We start from the raw sequence: 19832 nt of genomic DNA on the forward strand, positions 1-19832 counted from the left end.
AAACGAAGAGTCTAAATAGTCCCTTCGTTTTTTTTACTTATTTTTTCTCTACCAATTTTTTATTCTTCCAATCTAGTGTGAACAATTTATTAAATGTTTTTTGATCAACGTCTTTTACGTTGTTTCCAACCCAGTTTGCAGTTCCAAATGTGTAGCCTGGACGAAGTTGGTAGTCGTCGGCGTGTTTTGTATAAGCGACTTGTAAGTTAGATTGATCTGTATTTTTTTCAGAGATAACAACAGCGATCATACCAGGAGAGAAACCGCTATTTGTTAGTGCTGGAAGTTGATCCATCGGTATTAAATTACCTTTTGCATCAGATTCATATAGGTATGTGCGAGAGTACATGAACAGTTGGTTTCCATATAAAGAATGATAAGAATCACGTGTGTAAATACCCCAGTTTTGATTGTTATATCCGTTAAAGAATACGTTCCATTTTACGTTTTTGTTTGTTTGGTCAATTAAATTTGTTTTATAACTAGTTTGTTTATAGCTTACAGAGTCCGACCAAGTGATTTGACCAGTTGCACCAGCTTCACCGCTGGGTCCATTAGGCGTTACAGAAGCCTTAACAGAGCCACCAAGTTGATAAGATACGCTAGATGTTACAGTCGTTTCTTCTACAGCATTTGTAGGTGCTACGTTAAAGAAACGAGCGCTGTTATCTTGAAGGTTAAATGCAACATCATATTGTGAAGGATAACGTAATGTTGCACTAGCGCCAGGGATTGGGTAGTTATCAATAGGTGCATCACTTATAGTAGGATTTGCTTTTAGAAAACTACCAGTTGTATTAATAACGGCAATCTGTTTATCAGCGCTTGGATCATCGATAAAAGTTACCTTTAAAGACATTGTCATATTATCAGCTTGATCATTATTAAATGTATTATAGCTCGTATGTGTTTTTGCATTTTGCCCGATATCTGTTACAACTTGTGACGTCGTTTGAGCGTAAGTAGCAGGTGTTGAAAGAGTTACAGCACTACTAGCAAAAACAGCGGATAATGCTAAACATTTTAAGTAGGTTTTAGAACGTTTCATACAATCACTTCCTTTTATCTTTGTCGATATATGTCGTATTACATTTATATCGTAACATGAAAATAAAACGTAATGGATGGTTATGCATAATTGCATAGATGAGTTTTGAAGGATAAAGATAATAGAATTTCATCCAACACTTAAGACTCGAAAATGTCCATTACAGCCGTTCTTAAAAATTTTAAGACAATATGTTTATCAATGTTCTTATTCTGAAGATTGAAGCGCTTAATATTTACGTTATAAGTGCATAACAAGTTATAATAAAAGAAATCAATAAGGAGGCTGGCTGTGAAGAATCTTCGTTATCTCAATATATTTACCATATTAATTATATACACACTACTTATGTTTTACATCGGCTGGAACGGATGGGTTTGGCTTCATGCGGTATTTGGCTGGGAATCTTGGGGATATTATGCTTTCATAGTCGCATTTATTTCATATGCGTACATTCTCGTGCAAGTGTTTAAGTTTTTGCCATTTCTGCGAACGATAGGTTCGATTTGGTTTGCGGTCATACAATATGCGCTTATGTTGTTGCCATTAGCTGATATTATGGTCTTTCTTTTACAGTTTTCAGTAGAGAAAGAAGCGGCAATTATTTGGACAGGGGCGGCTGTGATAGTTGCATTTATCTTTATCTTTGCGTATGGAGTATTTAATGCGTATAGTCCGGTAGTAAGAAAGTACGAGGTGCACATACCGAAAAAGGTAGAGGGGCGTAAAAGTTTACGCATTGCGATGGCTTCTGATATGCATTTCGGTAAACTGTCTGGCGTTTCGCATTTAAAAAGACTTGTTCGTCATGTAAATGAGATGGAACCTGATATTATTTTACTGCCAGGTGATATTATCGATGATCATCCAGGTGTGTTCATTCAAAAGAATATGGGACCAATCATGAAACAAATGAAAGCTCCATTAGGCGTATATGGCGTTTTAGGAAACCATGAATATTACGGCAGAGCAGTTCCAGAGTTTTTACAAGAGATGGATAAGATTGATATTCGTATTCTTTTAGATGAAGTGATTACAATTGAAGATGACTTTTATCTCATTGGAAGAAGAGATAAAACAGAGCGAGATCGCCAAAGCTTTGAACAATTAATGAGTACGGTAGATAAATCGATGCCTGTTATCGCAATGGATCACCAGCCATTTGAATTGAAACAAGCAGCAGCGGCAGGTGTAGATTTATTATTATCCGGTCATACGCACCGCGGACAAATGGCGCCCAATCATATTGTAACGAGAAGAATGTACGAGCTAGACTGGGGATACGCACAAAAAGGTGCGTTCCACGCAATTGTTTCTTCTGGATTTGGATTTTGGGGACCCCCGCTTAGACTTGGTAGTAGGTCGGAGATTGTGCAGGTAGAAGTTACGTTTGAATAGGGGTTATGAAATAGAGAGTTGATGGCTCTCTATTTTTTTTAATAAAAACAAATAAAAATAAATATTTATGTTGGTGCTAATTTCATAAAAGAGATACGATTATAAGACTCGATTAAAATAAAGGGGGATTGTAAGTGATCATATCAGATGTACTATACGGAGAATTTGAAGTGGATCAAGTAGTAGAAGAATTAATTTCAAGTAAGTCTATGCAAAGACTAAAGGGAATTCATCAAAATGGCGCAAGTTACTTAGTGAACGAGAAATGGAATGTAACGCGCTTTGATCATTCAGTTGGTGTTATGTTATTAGTTAAAAAACTAGGTGGTTCAGTAGAAGAACAGATCGCTAGTTTACTGCATGACGTATCGCATACTGCCTTTTCCCACGTGATTGATTACGTTTTTGATAATGAAGATGAAAGTTATCATGAAGAGATATTTAGTTCTGTTGTGAAAAACTCAGAAATTCCAGCGATCCTTGCGAAGCATGGTTATAACTATGAAGATATTTTATTAGATGATTCGAAGTGGACATTACTGGAAAGGTCAGCGCCCGAATTATGTGCAGATCGAGTGGATTATACGTTACGAGATATGTATACATACGGATATATTTCTTTAGAAGAGGTTCATAGATTTTTAGAGGATATTATCGCAGTAGAGGGGAAAATGGTCCTTCAAAGTATCGAAATGGCAGAGTGGTTTACAGAAACGTATTACAAAGAAGTAATCGATTTCTTTATGAAACCAATGAATATTTACGGAAATGATATGTTAGTGAAAACGTTAAAGTTAGCTCTTCATAAAAAGGTTATTCATGCAGAGGATTTCCTTCTTGAAGATGCTGAGCTTATTTCGAAATTGCAGCAATGTAATGACCCCGAAGTAGAAGCTTTATTAAGCAAAGTTCATCCAAATGTAAAGGTAAAAGAAGATAGAAACGATTATGATTTACATCAGAAAAATAAAGTGCGTCTTATTGATCCGCCGTTACTTCGTGAAGGGAAAATCGTTCAGTCATCTGTTGTGTCAGAAAACATAAGACAGATGAGTGATATTGCTTATGAAAAAGCGGTGAGAGGGATGTATGTGAAAGTGATTTCGAATTAAAAAAGAAGTAGCGCATCGTTTTTAGAGCGCTACTTCTTTTTTATTAATGATCAAACCAATTCCAAATCTCAATATCTCCAAGAGTCGCATAACGTATGTGCGGGGAGTTTTGTAATTTTAATAACTCTTTCGATGGGCCAGTAATAACAATTCCGTATACTTTTACACCGTTATCCTTTACATATTGATAACGTTTATCTAAATTTAGTTCTTTCTCAGAAAGCGCTGCTATTTTGCTTACCGTTTTTTTATGGATAGAAAGGACGCGCATCATTTCGGTTACTTTGTCTTCTTGCGTTTTCTGCCCGTCAGTTTCATTATCGAGGAATCTTACATGTTCTGGAAATCCTATAGCTTCTCCGCCATGTAGGATATAGTCATCTACATTTTTTCTTTCTTGTCCTGTATCTAAAGCGTACCATACAGGAGTTGGAGGGAGTTCTTGTGCTTCAAATATGCTATATAAAAGCGGTTCTAATTCTTTTAAAGTGTAAGCTTTATCAAAAGAAATTGCTACTTCTGCAACGGTTCCATCATGTACTTTTGCAAGTGTATCCCATACTTTTTTTGATGAATCCTTTAAATAATCACCCTGCTCTGTTTTTGGGTGAACAAAGAAGAGTTTTGGTTGATAGAACGGATTCATCCAAGTTCGCTTCGTAACATCTACAGATGATAAGAAGCTTTTTGTTTCTATTGTACCGAGGGGCATTTCTTTTTTACCGACGGTTCGTACTAAATCAAATTGGCTATTCGTACGGAAAAAAGCTTCTACACTTGTTCCGCCCCCCATAACACGGCTATTTGGGATCGTTGCTTCAAGTGCAAGCGAAGGAACCTCTCTAATTTCTTCTAGCCTTTTATCATTATTAGCTTGAAAATAAAAGGCTGATAATACCCCGCCGATTATATAGATAACGATGCAAATTGATAATATAAAACCAAACGTTTGTAAACGATGTTTCCACTTAATCCTCCAAAAAGGAACTTTAAGATCTTTTGGAGGTAACTTTTTCTTAATTGGTTCTGTTTTTGTTAACAGCTCATCTAAGTAAGCGTCACACTCTTCACATGTTTCAATATGACTTTCTAACTCTTCCTGTTCATCATGCGTGAGCGTTCCGTTTTCGTACTTCTCCCATAGTGTTTTAAATTCTGCACATCCCATCTGTATCACTCCTCTATGTTTCTCGCTTCTTTCCGTCCACGGTGTAATTCAATTTTCACTTTCGCTAATGAGAGACCGGTCATTTCTGCTATTTCTTTATACGAGAATACGTAGTAATCTCTTAGTAGTAGGACATTTCGTCTTTCGAGCGGAAGAGAAGATAAACTTTCTAACCAACTAGCGATCTCAAATTTTACGAAATATTCATGTTCTGTACTCGGCACGTTTGGTAAATGGAATTCTTCCACTGTAGTTGTTTTATATTTTTTTTCTTTACGATACCAATCGATAAAGGCATTGTAGGCAATTGTAAATAACCACGGCCTAATTTCTTCTCCTTTATAATAGTCAATATGGACGAGCATTCGGTAAAATGTTTCTTGCATGAGATCTTCCGCATAGTGGGAATCTCCGGTTAGGGAGAGAAGATAGCGAAATAAATCTTGCATATGCTCTGAGTAAATTTCTTCTAATGATTGTTTACGTTTCACTACATTTCCCTCCCTTCATACATAACAACGAAATACATATAAAAAAGTTACAATTTTTTATGGAATTATAGTAAAAAACATCAAGAATTGGATTGCGTTCTCTTTTATCATAATACATATAAGGCGGGTGAACAGAGATGGAAAGCTATGAAACACAAATTCAAAGGTCAATTGATTATATTGAGGAAGATGTAATGGAAAAACAAACGCTGCGTAATTTAGCTCGCATTGCAGGTTTTTCTGAGTCGCATTTTCATCGTGTATTTCAGGCATTAGTAGGTGATACAGTAATGGAGTATGTTCGAAAGAGGAGGTTAGCCCGGGCAGCTTATCAACTTTCTCATACGGATGAAAAAGTTATTGATATCGCGTTTGAACATGGCTTTCAATCTCACGAAACGTTCACGAGAGCCTTTAAAAAATTATTTCAAATGACACCGAGTGAATATCGAAAACAAGAAATCGAAACACCGATGTATTACCGAGTGAATGTAAAGCAAAGAAAATTAAATCCGTATTTAGGAGGCATACAAATGGAATATCGTATTGTAAATAAACCAGAATTTTTAGTGGCGGGTTATGAACTGAAGACGACAAGTAAAGAAGGGAAAAACCATCAAGACATTCCAGTATTTTGGCAAGAATATTTACAAAAAGATCTTGGAACGACGATTCCGAATCGTAAAGATACGAGTCAATGGGTAGAGCTTGGATTATGTACTGATTTTAATTTAGAAACAGGGGACTTCACTTATATTATCGGAATGGAAGTTACAGACTTTGAAAATGTACCAAATGAAATTGCGAAGCGTACTTTCCCGGCAGCAACATATGCAGTATTTACAACGCCGAAAGTTCCTCATGAAGAAATGGTATCGTCTATTCACCAAACTTGGAATGCAGTATTCTCAGAATGGTTCCCGCATTCAGGCTATGAACATTGCGGCGTTACAGAGTTTGAACTGTACGATGAGCGTTGCCACGAAGATAAGAGTGAGTTCGCCCAAGTAGAGCTTTGGATACCGGTGAAGAAAAAATAATAGGGTAAGAGCGAATCATTGGGAGATGGTTCGCTTTTTCATGAAGGGGGAAATAGGAAAATGTTCAAAAAACTAGAATGTGTATCTATACATACGAAAGATATAGAAAAATCAGTTTCTTTCTATAAAGAAATGGGAATGAAGCAAAACTGGATGATAGAAAGAGAATTAGAAGAAGGGGTTATTTGGACGTTAATAGGATTGAAGTTTCCAGATGAGAAAAGTTCGGAGTTAGTAATAAGCAATCATCCGGATATTAATTTTACGGAAGTCGAAGTATTAGTAGAAGATGTACAACAAACGTATGAAAGTTTAAAAGATAATAAAGATGTAAAGTGGATTCGCGAACCATTTCCAACAGAATCAGGACATGTTGCAGTAATGGAAGCACCTGATGAGAATGTGTTTGTGTTAGTAGGGAAATAGCTCAAATATGGAGTGACCTTTCATAGTGAGTTATGAAAGGTTATTTTTACTTTGTATAGTAGTAGAGGAAGTAGGTTAGTATTGTAAATTTTTGTCGGTAAGTCGATATATTTTGAATTGCGCCGATATATTCAAAAAATCGCCGATATAATTTCATATACCGCTAAAACACCTCGAAAAAACGATCCGCATAATTTCAATTACCGAAAAACTCTCCCAGAAAAGAAAAAAAGACGCCACATAGCGTCTTTCCTACGAACGAAACGGAAATACAAGGATAATCGTTGTTCCTTTTCCGAGTGCACTATCAACGGAAATTGTCCCGTTATGAGCATGAACGAGCTGTTTTGTAATGGCTAGGCCAAGTCCAGTTCCGATGTTGCTTTCTTCTGTGTTTGTTCCGCGGTAATATCGTTCAAATAGAAGTTCTTTTGTTTTTTCATCCATTCCTTTTCCGTCATCTGAAATGGAGAGTGTAAAGGAATTAGCGTTTTGTGATAATTTTACGATGACAGTAGTTGTTTCGTTATTATGTTTTACAGCATTTACGAGTAAGTTTTCGATAATACGCTGGAACCATTTTTCTTCAATGAAATATTGAATTTTATTTGAGCTCGGTACGAATTCAATATTTTGATTTTGAAGTGTTGGATTATTAATAAATTGCAATAATACTTTTTGGACGAACTGATTGATTTCAACGTTTACGTGCTGTGCAGGAAGGCTGTTATTTTTTAATTGATACGTTAAGCTTAAATCATCAATTAATGTAGTCATATATTGAGATTTCTCTTTCATAACACTACCAAATTGCTGAATATCACGATCAGTCCAGTTATATTGATCCGATTCGAGTAATAATGCGTATCCATATATAGAGCTAAGTGGTGTTTTTAAGTCGTGTGTTAGACCGGTAATCCATTCTTCTCGTGTTTGCTGAAGTACTTGCCTCATCGCATCATTTTTTTTGAGTGTAATAGAAAGGTGTTCTAGTGAACTTGTCACATCTCTAAACAAACGGAATGACCATTTTTCTTTACCAGATCGCCGGAACCTGACAGGTTTTCCTTTTTTACTGATAGGTTCTTCATACTTTCCGCCAGCGATATTTTTAAGCCAGCGCATCGCATGTAATAACGGTTTCCCAAATTTATTACCATACCAAATAGAAAGAATGACTAAATAAACAAATACGATAAGAAGGATTAATCCGCATCCGATGAGAAACTTCTTAGTAAATACATCTTCAATTTCGTCATCTGGATAGTAGTGATCATTTTTCGCAGTCACAACGAGAAGGTTGCCACTATTTGCATCGTAAAAGCTAGACGTGTTTTCTTTATGATTCCACGGTTCTTTTTCATTAAGGGCGATTTGTATTGCTGAAAATGTTTTTTTCTTTCCAGCTGGATAGGCAAAAACCTCTTCGCCATTTTGATTAAATATTTGAAGTGCTGCTTTTTCTTTAGACAGTAACTGTTTTTCTTGATCTGTTAATGTGAACGAATCCATCGTTAAAGAGGAGTGATCCTTTTGAATTGCTGTCAGTAACGCATTGCTTTTTAACATACCACCATAAATAACAAGTACTTTCTTTTCTTCTAATTCAATTTCCCAATATGTAAATTTATAATTACTTTCGATATGATGTTGTATATATGCGACTAAAGATGTCTTCGTATAAGCATTCGGAACATCATTTGGTGTATTAAAGTGGTAGAGGATTTTTCCGTTTTCATCTACAACTTGGAGCCAATCATTTTTCTCCTTTATTAAATCTTGCACTTCAGATTGTAACGAAATATGCCCATCTTCTGAAGAGATGTATCTTGAAATTGTAAAACTATCAGAATCTGGAATATTAGGTTCATATAAAGTACTAGTAAGAAGAAAAATTAAATAAGTAAAAGCAGCAACTACAGCGATAAGTAATGTAACTAAAACAAAAACGTGTTGCATGATAAATTGAATAATAAGTCGTTTATTAAAATTCATATCGTCACCCTACTTTGTAACGAACTTATAACCAAGCCCGCGAACGGTTTTTATATATTCTGGTTTACTTGGATCGTGTTCAATTTTTTCACGTAGTTTTCGAATGTGGACCATAACAGTGTTGTCATCGCCATTATAGGCAGGTGCTCCCCAAACTTTTTCGTATATTTCCTCTTTCGAAAATACGTAGTTCGGATTCTCGCAAAAGAAGAGTAGTAGTTGAAAGAGTTGAGCGGAACATTCGACAATGTGCCCATCCACTGTCAGTTCTGCAGAGTGTTGATCAATTTCAAATCTTTCAAATGAAATAGAGTGTGATTTTTGTTCGTGCGGTACTGCTTGTTTCATATGTCTCCGAAGCTGTGCTTTCATACGTGCTACTACTTCTAATGGATTAAAGGGCTTCGTAATATAATCATCCGCACCGTATGAAAATCCGGATATTTTATCTAAATCAGATGCTTTTGCTGATAGGAAGAAAATTGGACAATCTGTTTGTTGGCGAATGATTGGACAAATATCAAAACCAGATTGTCCAGGAAGCATTACATCTAAAATAATTAAATCGTAATTGTTTTGCTTAGTTAGAGATAAAGCTATTTCAGCTGATGTTGCAGTTGTAATATGAGAAAAACCTTCTTTTTCAAGAATGGTAGTTAGTAATTGTAAAATTGCTGTTTCATCATCAACAAGTAAAATATTTGCTTGGTACATAAAAATCCCTCCTAATTTTCTCGAATATCATATCATCATTTTGTAACTTATGGAATTTTTAAGGAAATTTTAAGGTTTTCTTTCTCAAAAAATTAAGAATCAAATGATATGATAAAAGTAACATAGGGGAGGAGATGAGTGTGAATCCGTTTCAAGTGATGCGAGCTAGATATTTTTTAATTGTATTTGCACTATTAATTTTAATAGCGAGAAGTAGTGGCGATTTGCTAACAAGTATATTTCATATACAAAATTCTTCTTTTATAAATATCCTTATATTCTATATCCTTCCGATGGTATGGATTTTTTATGAGTATAGAAAGCATCGCATTTCATTTTCATTGTTTGTTAATAAAAATGAAACATTTAACTTGGTGCAAGTTTTATACATTACGGTTATGTTGTGCATGTTTAGTTACGGGTATCTTATTTTGTATATGTATAGTTTTGCATGGATTACACCGGACTTTATTATGAATGCATTGCATGAACCGATTATAGATAGTACTGGCGGATATGTATATCAAGTCATTAGGATCGTATTCATCGCACCAATTATCGGGGAGTTTGTTTTTCGCGGATTTTTACTTCAACGTTTTGCAACAAAATGGGGAACGAGCATAGCGACCATCGTGGTAGCAATATTGTTTGCGTTGTTACATGTTGATTTCCTCGGTGCAGCCATATTCAGCATCGTATTATCAATCGTATATATTCGTACGAAAAGTTTACTCATGCCAATTGCAATACATATGTTAAACAATGCATTTGTAATGGGTGCGTCTTTTTTAATAAGTAGAGAAAAAATTATGAGTTTTGCCGATTTCTCAAATTATACGACATTCTTTCCTGGACTTATTATTTTTATAACAGGATTAAACTTAGTACTTATCTTTTTATTTGTTAATCGTAAATATTGGAGTAAAGAAGTGCCAGTTATATATGCAGAGCAGGAAAAGAGCTTTTCAGATATAGTGGGGAGTAAATGAGATGAAGAAGATGGTTGAAAAAATATTAAAAGAGATTATAGATGCTACGTCTATTACAGATATGTGTGATAAAAGCGTTTGTCATTGGCTTCAACCTGTAGTAGATACGATTGTGTTTCCAGAGTATTACTTATTTTCTAGTACTCATTTAAAAGAAAATATTATTTCTCTTCTTATTGTGTTCGGGGTTTTACTAATATTTGGTCTAATTGTAGAAGAAATGATGAAGCGCATCTTCAGAAAGAATGAAGAGAAGTATATGTGGATTCATAAAGTATTCGAGAAAGTAATGGTGGCTTTCCTTTTGTTTTATGGTATAAAAACAATCATTTACTTTATAGCTTTGAAACATCATTAATTCGAAATTTGAAAGGGATGTATAAAATTATATGAATGAAACGATATCATCAAATAAGTTTTTTTATTTGATTTTACTTAGTCTAGTGTTAATAACGACAGTGAATGTTATTTTGCGCTGGGAGGAAGCTTACTTTTTCATGTATTTAGCGCTTCATTTGCTAGGGATTTTATGTATAAGTGGTGGAGTGGTTACTGAAAAAAAGAATGAAGAAAGCGTTAATTATATGTGTGTGATCGGTCTTGTTTTACTTTTAGCTGTACAGGGTATTATGAAATATAGTTCTTTCTCTTTACAAGATTTTAATTTATTAATAGATGTACTTCCTTAAAGAGGCTTTTTATGTTATCTAAAAAGCAAGTAGGGTACGTGTGTTGGTTTGTACGTGCGATCCTTATTCCGGATTATGAACTAAAGAAAGTGTTTAAAGATAGGTAAAACTCTTCTTGTGTAGAAGAGTTTTTTTATGTAAATAAAAGGATCTCGAGCAATTCGCATAATAAGCTTGTTCTAATTTAGCGTGTACGAACTTACAATAATAATAGACAGGCAGCATAGAGGAGGGAATAGCGTGAGGAAGGTTATTGGTTGGTCGCTTTTTTTGTATGTTGGATTTGCGTTACTTATATATTGGTATTTATTTGGATGGAATCATGAACTTATTCCGGACATGTATAAAGGAACAAGTGCAGATCCAGAAACGTTTATGAGTGCGAGAGAGCTTACGCTAAGCCAAGATTATTCGCGCGTGAAAAATTTACTATACTTTTTAGCGACGCCTCTTGAATGGATTATTTTATTGTTTGTACTTGTGCTAGGTATTTCAAGAAAGTTTGAGAAATGGTCGAAGGAAACGACTAAAATAAGTGTCTTGCAAGTTGCGATTTATTTCTTTTATTTATCATTACTGACAACAGTGCTTGCCTTACCGATGCAATGGATTGGCCGGAAAGTGTCCGTTGATTACGGCATTTCAACGCAAAGCACACAAAGCTGGATTAAAGATCATGTTATCGGTTTTTGGGAAAGTTATGCGACTATGTTAATTGTAGTGACCGTTCTATTATGGCTTATCCGTAAATTTCCGAAGAGATGGTGGCTAGCAGGGTGGGCGCTCTCTGTTCCATTTACAATCTTTTTAACATTCATACAGCCTGTCGTTATTGACCCACTGTATAACGACTTTTCGACGCTGAAAAATAAAGAATTAGAAACGAAAATTTTAGCGATAGCAGACAAAGCGGATATTCCTGCTAAACACGTATATGAAGTAAATATGTCAGAAAAAACGAATGCATTAAATGCTTACGTAACAGGAATTGGCCCTAACGCCCGTATTGTAATGTGGGATACAACGCTTAAGCAGTTAAAAGATAAAGAGATTTTATTTATCATGGCCCATGAAATGGGGCATTATGTTATGAAGCATATATATTTTGGCGTTGCAAGTTATGTATTGCTATCGTTTATAGGTATGTTTTTAATTAGTCGTATTATAAATATGTGTATTCGCAAATGGGGAGATACATTGCAAATTTCAAAAGTAGCATGTTTCTCCATTTTACCTTTATTTTTCTTAATTTCTTCTGTACTCTCTTTTGCAGCACAACCAGCAACAAACTACGTTTCACGTATAGAAGAAAGAGCGGCAGATCAATATGCTTTAAATATGACGAAGGACGGGAAATCTGGTGTGAAAACTTTTCAATATTTATCAAAAACAAGTTTAAGCCAAGTAAATCCGCCTGCGTTAGTGAAGTTTTTCTTATACACGCACCCACCAATTTTTGAAAGAATTCATGCGTTTGAACAATATGAGAAACAAAGAAAAAAGGAGTAGCTATTATGCTACTTTTTTTTATAGAAATATAAGTTTTATATTGGGAATATTTATCATTGCTTTTTATTGCGATTTTGTAAATAATAAGCTATAAAATTCTAAAAATCTATATATAAAGGAATAAAGGTGAAAAAATGTATTTTTTACAAAATTTAAAAGTGAAATATAAACTATTATCGCTTATTTCATTAGCAGTTTTAGGTATGGTAATTATGAGCAGTGTAGCAATTAATTCCATTAATAAGATTAAGCACGATACAGAGGTTGTAGTAGATGATTATCAAAATTCCGCAATTTTATTAGAAGGAATGCTTCGTACGCAAAATTCACTAGAATATAACTTACTAGAATTAATTACGGCGTCCCAAAATGAAGTAGCAAATAAAGAGGGGATAATTGATAATATTGAAAAGGATCTTAAAAAATATGATTCTTTATTAAAAGAATATGATGATGGCGTTAATTTAAGTAAGCAAGAGGATGAGTTGTTTCAAAAGATGAAGAAATCTTTGCCAAGTTATAAAGATACATATAAAAAATTGTTTGAAAAGGCGAAGGCAACAAACGAGCCACAAATGGTAAATGAATTTCAGAAGGAATTAAAACCGAAGGGAATAGAGTTGGCTGGTTATGCAGTGGATCTAGAATCGTATGTTTCAAACTTAGCTGATCAAGTGTTTAAAGATTCTCAAAAAATGATTGATCGATCCGTTATTACCTTTATCATTCTTGTAGTAGTTACTACAATCGTTATATGTATAGTAAGTTATATTATTAGCAAGCTTATAGTTGCTCCTTTACAAACGGTTAGTCGTATGATGGAAAGTGCGAAAGAAGGAGATTTAACCGTACATGGTGATTATACTGCTAAAGATGAATTAGGTGTATTAGTAAGTGATTTTAATGAAATGATTACAGGGTTAAGAACGAATATGAAAGAGGTAGATAATAATATTCAGCTTTTATTCCAACATGCAGACGGAGTAGTATCTGCATCAGAAGTATCTAGTAGTGCAGCGAAGAAAATCACTATAGATATTGAAGAAGTTGCAAATGGCGCAGAGAGTCAAATGCAAGCAATGGAGCAAACTGCGGGTGCGATGGAAGAGTTGACACAAGGAATGCAGAGTATAGTGAATACATCATCCTCTGTAAATGAATTGTCTGCTCAATCAGCATTAGATGCAGAGAGTGGTAACAAATTAATGAAACAAATGATTCAACAGATGGATACAATCCAAAATTCGGTACATAGTGGTGTTAAACAAGTAGAGACTATGAAAGAACAATCAGAAGAAATTGTTAAAATCATTGATGTTATGCAAGGCATTACCTCTCAGATTAACTTATTAGCATTAAACGCCGCAATTGAGGCTGCGCGTGCTGGAGAAAGTGGTAGAGGATTTGCAATTGTGGCAGATGAAGTGCGGAAATTAGCAGAACAATCTAGTGATTCTGCAAAACAAATTGAGAATCTTATTACTCAAGTTATGGGAACAACGAACCATACAGTAGATATGATGGGGAAAGTAGATAATGAGGTACAGGCAGGTACACAAGTAGTAATGCATACAGAAAAAGTATTTGGAACAATTACAGAAAAAGTACAGCAAGTATCTGAGCAAATTCAAACGGTATCTATGTCTACAGATGAAATTGCAGCGAGTAGTGAGGAAATCTCGGCTTCTGCAGAAGACATGGCTCAAATTTCCCAAAGATCATCTGATCGAACTGATAGGGTAAAAGAGTCTATTCAACAGCAAGAAAAATCTGTTCAAGAGATTTCGGTTTCAATTGAACATATGCATAGCGCAGCAGGAAAATTAAAACAAATAGTTGCCCAATTTACTCTTCAAAAGTAGTAGCATATTTGAGTGTTAATAAATATAAAAAAAGCATCCTCTTTTAATAAAAAGGATGCTTTTTTTATTACTACTATTCGTAGATTTCCGGCATTTTCAAGGCGATGATTACAGCTACAGGACTTATACATACTAGATTTGTATATTACTTGTTTTTTGACAGTTTAAGAGGTTTATCGACGAGAATTATTTCTGTATTAGTGTTTTTAGATCCTGCTGTTGCCAAACTATTAGACCGGATTTAGATGCAAGTAATAGGGATTATCCTTATATTTGTAGGGATGGCACTAACTTTTCGCAAGGGAAGAGAAGGCGAGTTATCAGTGAAGGGGAATGCTACCTCTGAAATATAGATCATGAATATAGTAACCGTCATTAGGTATCTCCTTTACGCGCCAATAAAGGGAAGTTGTAAAGTGAAAAGGAGTTTATAAAGAAATTGTAGAATGTTTTAGTATATAACACCTTAGATGTGACAACTTCCTTTTTGAAAAAGAAAGAAGGAGGCATAAAGCAGAAAGGTAGTGGAAATATTTCTTCTAGAAGATTTGCATTTTATCTTACATTCACCAAAAAAGAGTACTCCTGAAACAATGAAATTCATTTTATTTGAATGAAATAGGGAGAGAGGACAATGAAGAAAAAAATATTGGGTGTAATGATGATTGCGACAATGGCAGGAGGTATATTTGCAGGGACGAATGTGACGCCTGTAAAAGCGGAAGAGTATCCACAAATGATTGTGTTTGAAGATGTTCCATACGGATTTTGGGCATATGACGCTATTATGGATTTAGCATATCATAAAATTATATTAGGGTATGGAAACGGGAAGTATGGTGTTGGCGATCTTATAACACGTGAACAAGTAGCTGGGACTATTTACAGAACACTTGAGATAAAAGAAGAAGGGCCAGTAGCGAATCCATATAAAGATGTTTCTGATAGTACAACAACTTTTAAAAAGGAAATTTTGGCGTTAACAAAACGTGGTGTTTTTACAGGGGATGGCCAAGGGGATTTTAGGCCGAAAGCACCAATCTCTAGAGCGGAAATGGCTGTCATTTTAAAACGAGCATTTAATTTTGAAACGAAACAAAAACATACATTTAAAGATATTCCAAAAGGCCACTGGGCAGAAGATGCAATTAGTGCGTTACAATCTAATAATGTTGTGAGAGGAACTGGGAATGGCATGTATGAATTAAATCGCCCTGTACCTAGAGAACAATATGCTCAGTTTATTAATAATGCGATTATTAATTATCATTTGAAAGAGGATTGGAAGTAGAGTGAAATATGAAAGCACAAATAGAAATATTTGTGCTTTTTTGTTTGTTTAAAAAAGAATTATTATTCGTATTTATGTATTTTTATGGTTATACACAAGCTTTATAATCAATCCGATGAAAAAGACATGATGTGTAATATGATTCACAAAACCGTCACGAAATGTGTCGGAAAATATATTGTCACTATACCATTTATTCTGTATATTTTTAAAAAAACATATACATATTGGGGAGATAATTTGATGAGCAAAAAATTATTAAAAACAGCTACAGCATTAACAATTATGGGTGGGGTGTTATTCTCAGCAGAGAGTAACAGTGTAAAAGCGGAAAGTGCACCGTTGCAAAAAACAAATACAATTGTATTTAAAGATGTACCAAAAGGACATTGGGCATATGAGGCAATTCATGAATTAGCGGAACAAGAAATTATTTTGGGATATGGCGATGGAATATTTGGTTTTGGGGATAATGTAACACGTGAGCAAGTTGCAGCTTTAATTTACCGTGTGTTTGATATGGAAGAACAAGATGAATATGAAAACCCATATGGAGATATCGATGAAAATTCAACAAGCTTTATCGAGGAGATATTGGCTTTAACGGAAATCGGAATTTTCCAGGGAGACGAGAATGGAAACTTTAGACCGAAGGCGACGTTAACGCGTGCGGAAATGGCACAAGTTCTTACGAATGCTTTTGACTTACAGGCGAAGGGATCTCATAACTTTAATGATGTTTCAGCAAATTCATGGGCAACCAATGCAATTAGTGCAATACAAACAAATGGTATTACAATGGGAATCGGAGAAGGTAAATTCGGTCCGTCTATGAAGGTAACGAGAGAACAATACGCACAGTTTTTACATAGAGCAATATTGCATGATATGGAACAAGGGCAGTAATAAAGTTTAACTAGTCAAAGTGAAATTTAAAAATAATACAAAAAAGGTCGTTGTTGTATAACAGCGACCTTTTTTGTATGAAGTAAAGCGCGAAAGAATGGCATTTTGAAAAAAATGAAATGAATTTTCAAAAAAAACTTCCTTTTCTGAAGATTTGTTATATAATATAAAACATGAAATTAAATCTGTTATAAAACAGTTTAAGAAGGGGATGCTAATATGTCGACGCAAACTTCACGGGTTACACTCGTTGGAGAAATGTTACCAGCGTACAACGAAATATTGACACCTGAGGTGCTTAGTTTTTTGAAGGAACTACATGAGAATTTTAATGAGCGCCGCATAGAACTTTTACAAAAACGTGTAGAAAAACAAAAGAGAATTGATGCAGGGGAGTTTCCGAAGTTTCTAGAAGAAACAAAACACATACGTGAAGCGGATTGGACAATTGCCAAGCTGCCAAAAGACTTAGAGGATCGCCGCGTAGAGATTACTGGACCGGTAGATAGAAAGATGGTCATTAACGCTTTAAATTCAGGAGCGCATCTTTTTATGGCGGATTTTGAAGATTCGAATTCACCAACTTGGGAAAATGCAGTTGAAGGTCAAATCAACTTACGAGATGCAGTAAAGGGAACGATTTCACATGAAAATGATAAAGGGAAAGAATATAGATTAAATGAGAAAACAGCTGTACTCATTGTACGTCCAAGAGGATGGCATTTAGAGGAAAAGCATATGCAAGTTGATGGGAAAAATATATCGGGTAGCTTAGTAGATTTTGGCTTGTACTTTTTCCATAATGCGAAAGCTCTTTTAGCAAAAGGGAGCGGCCCATACTTTTACTTACCAAAAATGGAAAGTTATTTAGAAGCGAGATTATGGAATGATGTATTCGTATTTGCTCAAAAATATATCGGCATTCCAAATGGAACGATTAAAGCAACTGTGTTACTGGAAACGATTCACGCTTCGTTTGAAATGGATGAAATTTTGTATGAGCTAAAAGATCATTCTGCTGGCTTAAACTGCGGAAGATGGGATTATATTTTTAGCTTTTTAAAGAGTTTCCGTAATCATAATAAATTCTTACTACCAGATAGAGCGCAAGTTACGATGACGGCGCCATTTATGCGTTCGTATTCTTTGAAAGTAATTCAAACATGTCACCGTCGTAATGCACCAGCAATTGGAGGAATGGCGGCACAAATTCCGATTAAAAATAATCCAGAAGCAAATGAAGCAGCTTTTGAAAAAGTGCGTGCTGATAAGGAGCGCGAAGCTTTAGATGGTCATGACGGGACTTGGGTTGCCCACCCTGGACTTGTACCGGTTGCAATGGAAGTATTTAATCACATTATGAAAACACCGAATCAAATTTTTAGAAAACGTGAAGAAATATGTGTAACAGAAAACAATTTACTAGAGGTACCGATGGGAACGATTACAGAAGAGGGCCTTCGCATGAATATTAGCGTAGGTATTCAATATATTGCATCTTGGTTAAGCGGACGGGGAGCAGCACCCATTTATAACTTAATGGAAGATGCGGCAACTGCTGAAATTTCAAGAGCACAAGTATGGCAATGGATTCGTCATGAAGGTGGAAAACTAAATGATGGTCGTAATATTACGCTTGAATTAATGGAAGAGCTAAAAGAAGAAGAATTAGCAAAAATAGAAAGAGAGATTGGTAAGGAAGCCTTTAAGAAAGGGAGATTCCAAGAAGCGACAACGTTGTTTACAAATCTCGTTCGAAATGATGAATTCGTACCATTTTTAACATTACCGGGTTATGAAATTTTATAAAAAATGAAAAGGGGATGGAACAAATGAAAAACGAAAGAATCGAGAAATTACAAGAGAGCTGGGAATTAGATGAGCGTTGGAAAGGGATCACACGTCCATATTCGGCAGAAGATGTAATTCGCCTGCGCGGATCGATTGATATTGAACATACATTAGCGCGCCGCGGTGCTGAGAAGCTTTGGACATCGCTTCATACAGAAGACTATATTAACGCACTTGGCGCATTAACAGGAAACCAAGCGATGCAACAAGTGAAAGCTGGGTTAAAAGCGATTTACTTAAGTGGTTGGCAAGTAGCAGCTGATGCAAACCTTTCTGGACATATGTATCCAGACCAAAGTTTATATCCAGCGAACAGCGTACCTGCTGTAGTGAAACGAATTAATCAAACACTTCAACGTGCGGATCAAATTCAGCATATGGAAGGAAGCGATGATACAGACTATTTCGTACCGATTGTAGCAGATGCAGAAGCTGGATTTGGTGGACAATTAAACGTATTCGAACTGATGAAAGGTATGATTGAAGCAGGTGCATCAGGTGTGCATTTTGAAGATCAATTATCTTCAGAGAAAAAATGTGGCCATTTAGGCGGAAAAGTACTACTACCAACGCAAACAGCAGTACGCAATTTAATTTCTGCACGCCTTGCAGCAGATGTAATGGGAGTGCCGACAATTATCGTTGCAAGAACAGATGCAGATGCAGCTGATTTAATTACGAGCGATATCGATCCTGTTGATAAAGCATTTATTACAGGAGAAAGAACACCAGAAGGATTTTACCGTACGAATGCAGGTCTTGATCAAGCAATTGCGCGCGGTTTAGCGTATGCACCGTATGCAGACCTCGTTTGGTGTGAAACGTCGGAACCAAATTTAGAAGATGCAAAACGATTTGCGGACGCAATTCATAAGGAGCATCCGGGAAAGCTACTTGCTTACAACTGCTCTCCATCATTTAACTGGAAACAAAAACTAGATGAAAAAACAATTGCGAGCTTCCAAAAGGAAATCGCATCTTACGGTTATAAGTTCCAATTCGTAACGCTTGCTGGATTCCATTCATTAAATTACGGTATGTTTGAACTAGCACGTGGCTATAAAGAGCGCGGCATGGCAGCATACTCTGAACTACAACAAGCAGAATTCGCAGCTGAAAAACATGGCTACTCTGCAACACGTCATCAACGCGAAGTAGGAACAGGTTACTTTGATGAAGTTGCACAAGTAATTACAGGCGGAACTTCATCAACGACAGCGTTAAAAGGATCTACAGAAGAAGCACAGTTTACGAAATAAAAGGAAGGGCACCTTTTTGAAGGGTGCCCCTTGTTATTTTGTAATTGATGCGAGAGTAAAGGAAATTATACTAACTTACCGACA

General features: G+C 35.5%; 18 protein-coding genes and 2 pseudogenes. 14 read left to right on the top strand and 6 right to left on the bottom strand.

Translation table 11 applies throughout. The features are described 5' to 3' along the window. Positions 1-37 precede the first annotated feature (37 nt). Positions 38-1048: a beta-channel forming cytolysin CytK2 gene (gene cytK2 / locus RT27_RS15630; protein ID WP_043936605.1), complete on the bottom strand. Its 1011-nt coding sequence runs from the start codon at positions 1046-1048 to the stop codon at positions 38-40. A gap of 143 nt (positions 1049-1191) precedes the next feature. Further along, a pseudogene (locus RT27_RS36250) lies at positions 1192-1305 on the bottom strand (TetR family transcriptional regulator); the annotation flags it as partial. Between the two features lie 34 nt (positions 1306-1339). On the opposite strand from RT27_RS36250, the gene RT27_RS15635 reads away from it, so the two are divergent. After that, on the top strand, positions 1340-2446 hold the full coding sequence (locus RT27_RS15635; protein WP_000793729.1) for a metallophosphoesterase: 1107 nt from the start codon (positions 1340-1342) through the stop codon (positions 2444-2446). Between the two features lie 134 nt (positions 2447-2580). Then, complete coding sequence (locus tag RT27_RS15640; RefSeq protein WP_043936606.1) at positions 2581-3558, top strand: HD domain-containing protein; 978 nt, start codon at positions 2581-2583, stop codon at positions 3556-3558. Positions 3559-3601: 43 nt separating this feature from the next. Here the strand turns inward: RT27_RS15640 and RT27_RS15645 are convergent, their stop codons facing one another. Together RT27_RS15645 and RT27_RS15650 are read right to left on the bottom strand one after the other, a co-directional pair. Further along, positions 3602-4726, bottom strand: a complete 1125-nt coding sequence (locus RT27_RS15645; protein ID WP_043936607.1) for an anti-sigma factor — start codon at positions 4724-4726, stop codon at positions 3602-3604. A gap of 5 nt (positions 4727-4731) precedes the next feature. Beyond that, the gene (locus RT27_RS15650; protein ID WP_043936608.1) at positions 4732-5217 is read right to left on the bottom strand and encodes an RNA polymerase sigma factor; all 486 of its coding nucleotides are present in this window, start codon (positions 5215-5217) and stop codon (positions 4732-4734) included. 137 nt (positions 5218-5354) lie between these two features. Here RT27_RS15650 and RT27_RS15655 point away from each other — a divergent pair, with 137 nt between their 5' ends. Continuing rightward, positions 5355-6257, top strand: a complete 903-nt coding sequence (locus RT27_RS15655) for an AraC family transcriptional regulator (RefSeq protein ID WP_000446842.1) — start codon at positions 5355-5357, stop codon at positions 6255-6257. Positions 6258-6317: 60 nt separating this feature from the next. Further along, positions 6318-6683: a VOC family protein gene (locus RT27_RS15660; RefSeq protein WP_016082522.1), complete on the top strand. Its 366-nt coding sequence runs from the start codon at positions 6318-6320 to the stop codon at positions 6681-6683. Positions 6684-6935: 252 nt separating this feature from the next. Here RT27_RS15660 and RT27_RS15665 read toward each other — a convergent pair whose 3' ends face one another. After that, positions 6936-8678, bottom strand: coding sequence for a HAMP domain-containing sensor histidine kinase (locus RT27_RS15665; RefSeq protein WP_043936609.1), 1743 nt, complete (start codon positions 8676-8678; stop codon positions 6936-6938). 9 nt (positions 8679-8687) lie between these two features. Continuing rightward, a complete protein-coding gene (locus RT27_RS15670; protein ID WP_043936610.1) occupies positions 8688-9392 on the bottom strand; it encodes a response regulator transcription factor in 705 nt (234 codons plus the stop codon). Between the two features lie 140 nt (positions 9393-9532). Here RT27_RS15670 and RT27_RS15675 point away from each other — a divergent pair, with 140 nt between their 5' ends. The 10 genes and pseudogenes from RT27_RS15675 to aceA all read left to right on the top strand — a co-directional run bounded on the left by RT27_RS15675 (position 9533) and on the right by aceA (position 19748). Then, positions 9533-10381 (top strand): type II CAAX endopeptidase family protein, encoded by an 849-nt coding sequence (locus RT27_RS15675; protein WP_043936611.1) that lies wholly within the window; start codon positions 9533-9535, stop codon positions 10379-10381. 1 nt (position 10382) lies between these two features. Next, positions 10383-10739, top strand: coding sequence for a hypothetical protein (locus RT27_RS15680; RefSeq protein ID WP_043936612.1), 357 nt, complete (start codon positions 10383-10385; stop codon positions 10737-10739). A 31-nt stretch (positions 10740-10770) separates the two neighbouring features. Beyond that, complete coding sequence (locus tag RT27_RS15685) at positions 10771-11070, top strand: DUF2101 family protein (RefSeq protein ID WP_016082517.1); 300 nt, start codon at positions 10771-10773, stop codon at positions 11068-11070. A 240-nt stretch (positions 11071-11310) separates the two neighbouring features. After that, positions 11311-12579, top strand: a complete 1269-nt coding sequence (locus RT27_RS15690; RefSeq protein ID WP_043936613.1) for a M48 family metallopeptidase — start codon at positions 11311-11313, stop codon at positions 12577-12579. Between the two features lie 134 nt (positions 12580-12713). Beyond that, a complete protein-coding gene (locus RT27_RS15695; protein ID WP_043936614.1) occupies positions 12714-14441 on the top strand; it encodes a methyl-accepting chemotaxis protein in 1728 nt (575 codons plus the stop codon). A gap of 58 nt (positions 14442-14499) precedes the next feature. Further along, positions 14500-14794: pseudogene (locus RT27_RS35805) on the top strand (EamA family transporter); the annotation flags it as partial. 281 nt (positions 14795-15075) lie between these two features. Further along, complete coding sequence (locus RT27_RS15700; protein ID WP_016082513.1) at positions 15076-15732, top strand: S-layer homology domain-containing protein; 657 nt, start codon at positions 15076-15078, stop codon at positions 15730-15732. Between the two features lie 138 nt (positions 15733-15870). Next, the gene (locus RT27_RS15705) at positions 15871-16638 is read left to right on the top strand and encodes an S-layer homology domain-containing protein (RefSeq protein ID WP_072939738.1); all 768 of its coding nucleotides are present in this window, start codon (positions 15871-15873) and stop codon (positions 16636-16638) included. 219 nt (positions 16639-16857) lie between these two features. Then, entirely contained in the window at positions 16858-18447 is a 1590-nt protein-coding gene (gene aceB, locus RT27_RS15710) for a malate synthase A (protein WP_043936616.1), read from the top strand. 23 nt (positions 18448-18470) lie between these two features. Beyond that, positions 18471-19748, top strand: a complete 1278-nt coding sequence (gene aceA / locus RT27_RS15715) for an isocitrate lyase (protein WP_000787346.1) — start codon at positions 18471-18473, stop codon at positions 19746-19748. The last annotated feature ends 84 nt before the right edge of the window (positions 19749-19832 follow it).

The organism is Bacillus sp. L_1B0_5 (assembly GCF_000836715.1).
GTDB classification, from domain to species: Bacteria; Bacillota; Bacilli; order Bacillales; family Bacillaceae_G; genus Bacillus_A; species Bacillus_A thuringiensis_S.

What these genes read in the sequence shown, in the direction of transcription:
- cytK2 (WP_043936605.1), bottom strand. Translation starts at nt 1,048, where the DNA reads ATGAAACGTTCTAAAACCTACTTAAAATGTTTAGCATTATCCGCTGTT.
- RT27_RS15645 (WP_043936607.1), bottom strand. Translation starts at nt 4,726, where the DNA reads ATGGGATGTGCAGAATTTAAAACACTATGGGAGAAGTACGAAAACGGA.
- RT27_RS15655 (WP_000446842.1), top strand. Translation starts at nt 5,355, where the DNA reads ATGGAAAGCTATGAAACACAAATTCAAAGGTCAATTGATTATATTGAG.
- RT27_RS15660 (WP_016082522.1), top strand. Translation starts at nt 6,318, where the DNA reads ATGTTCAAAAAACTAGAATGTGTATCTATACATACGAAAGATATAGAA.
- RT27_RS15665 (WP_043936609.1), bottom strand. Translation starts at nt 8,678, where the DNA reads ATGAATTTTAATAAACGACTTATTATTCAATTTATCATGCAACACGTT.
- RT27_RS15670 (WP_043936610.1), bottom strand. Translation starts at nt 9,392, where the DNA reads ATGTACCAAGCAAATATTTTACTTGTTGATGATGAAACAGCAATTTTA.
- RT27_RS15680 (WP_043936612.1), top strand. Translation starts at nt 10,383, where the DNA reads ATGAAGAAGATGGTTGAAAAAATATTAAAAGAGATTATAGATGCTACG.
- RT27_RS15685 (WP_016082517.1), top strand. Translation starts at nt 10,771, where the DNA reads ATGAATGAAACGATATCATCAAATAAGTTTTTTTATTTGATTTTACTT.
- RT27_RS15695 (WP_043936614.1), top strand. Translation starts at nt 12,714, where the DNA reads ATGTATTTTTTACAAAATTTAAAAGTGAAATATAAACTATTATCGCTT.
- RT27_RS15700 (WP_016082513.1), top strand. Translation starts at nt 15,076, where the DNA reads ATGAAGAAAAAAATATTGGGTGTAATGATGATTGCGACAATGGCAGGA.
- RT27_RS15705 (WP_072939738.1), top strand. Translation starts at nt 15,871, where the DNA reads ATGATTCACAAAACCGTCACGAAATGTGTCGGAAAATATATTGTCACT.
- aceB (WP_043936616.1), top strand. Translation starts at nt 16,858, where the DNA reads ATGTCGACGCAAACTTCACGGGTTACACTCGTTGGAGAAATGTTACCA.
- aceA (WP_000787346.1), top strand. Translation starts at nt 18,471, where the DNA reads ATGAAAAACGAAAGAATCGAGAAATTACAAGAGAGCTGGGAATTAGAT.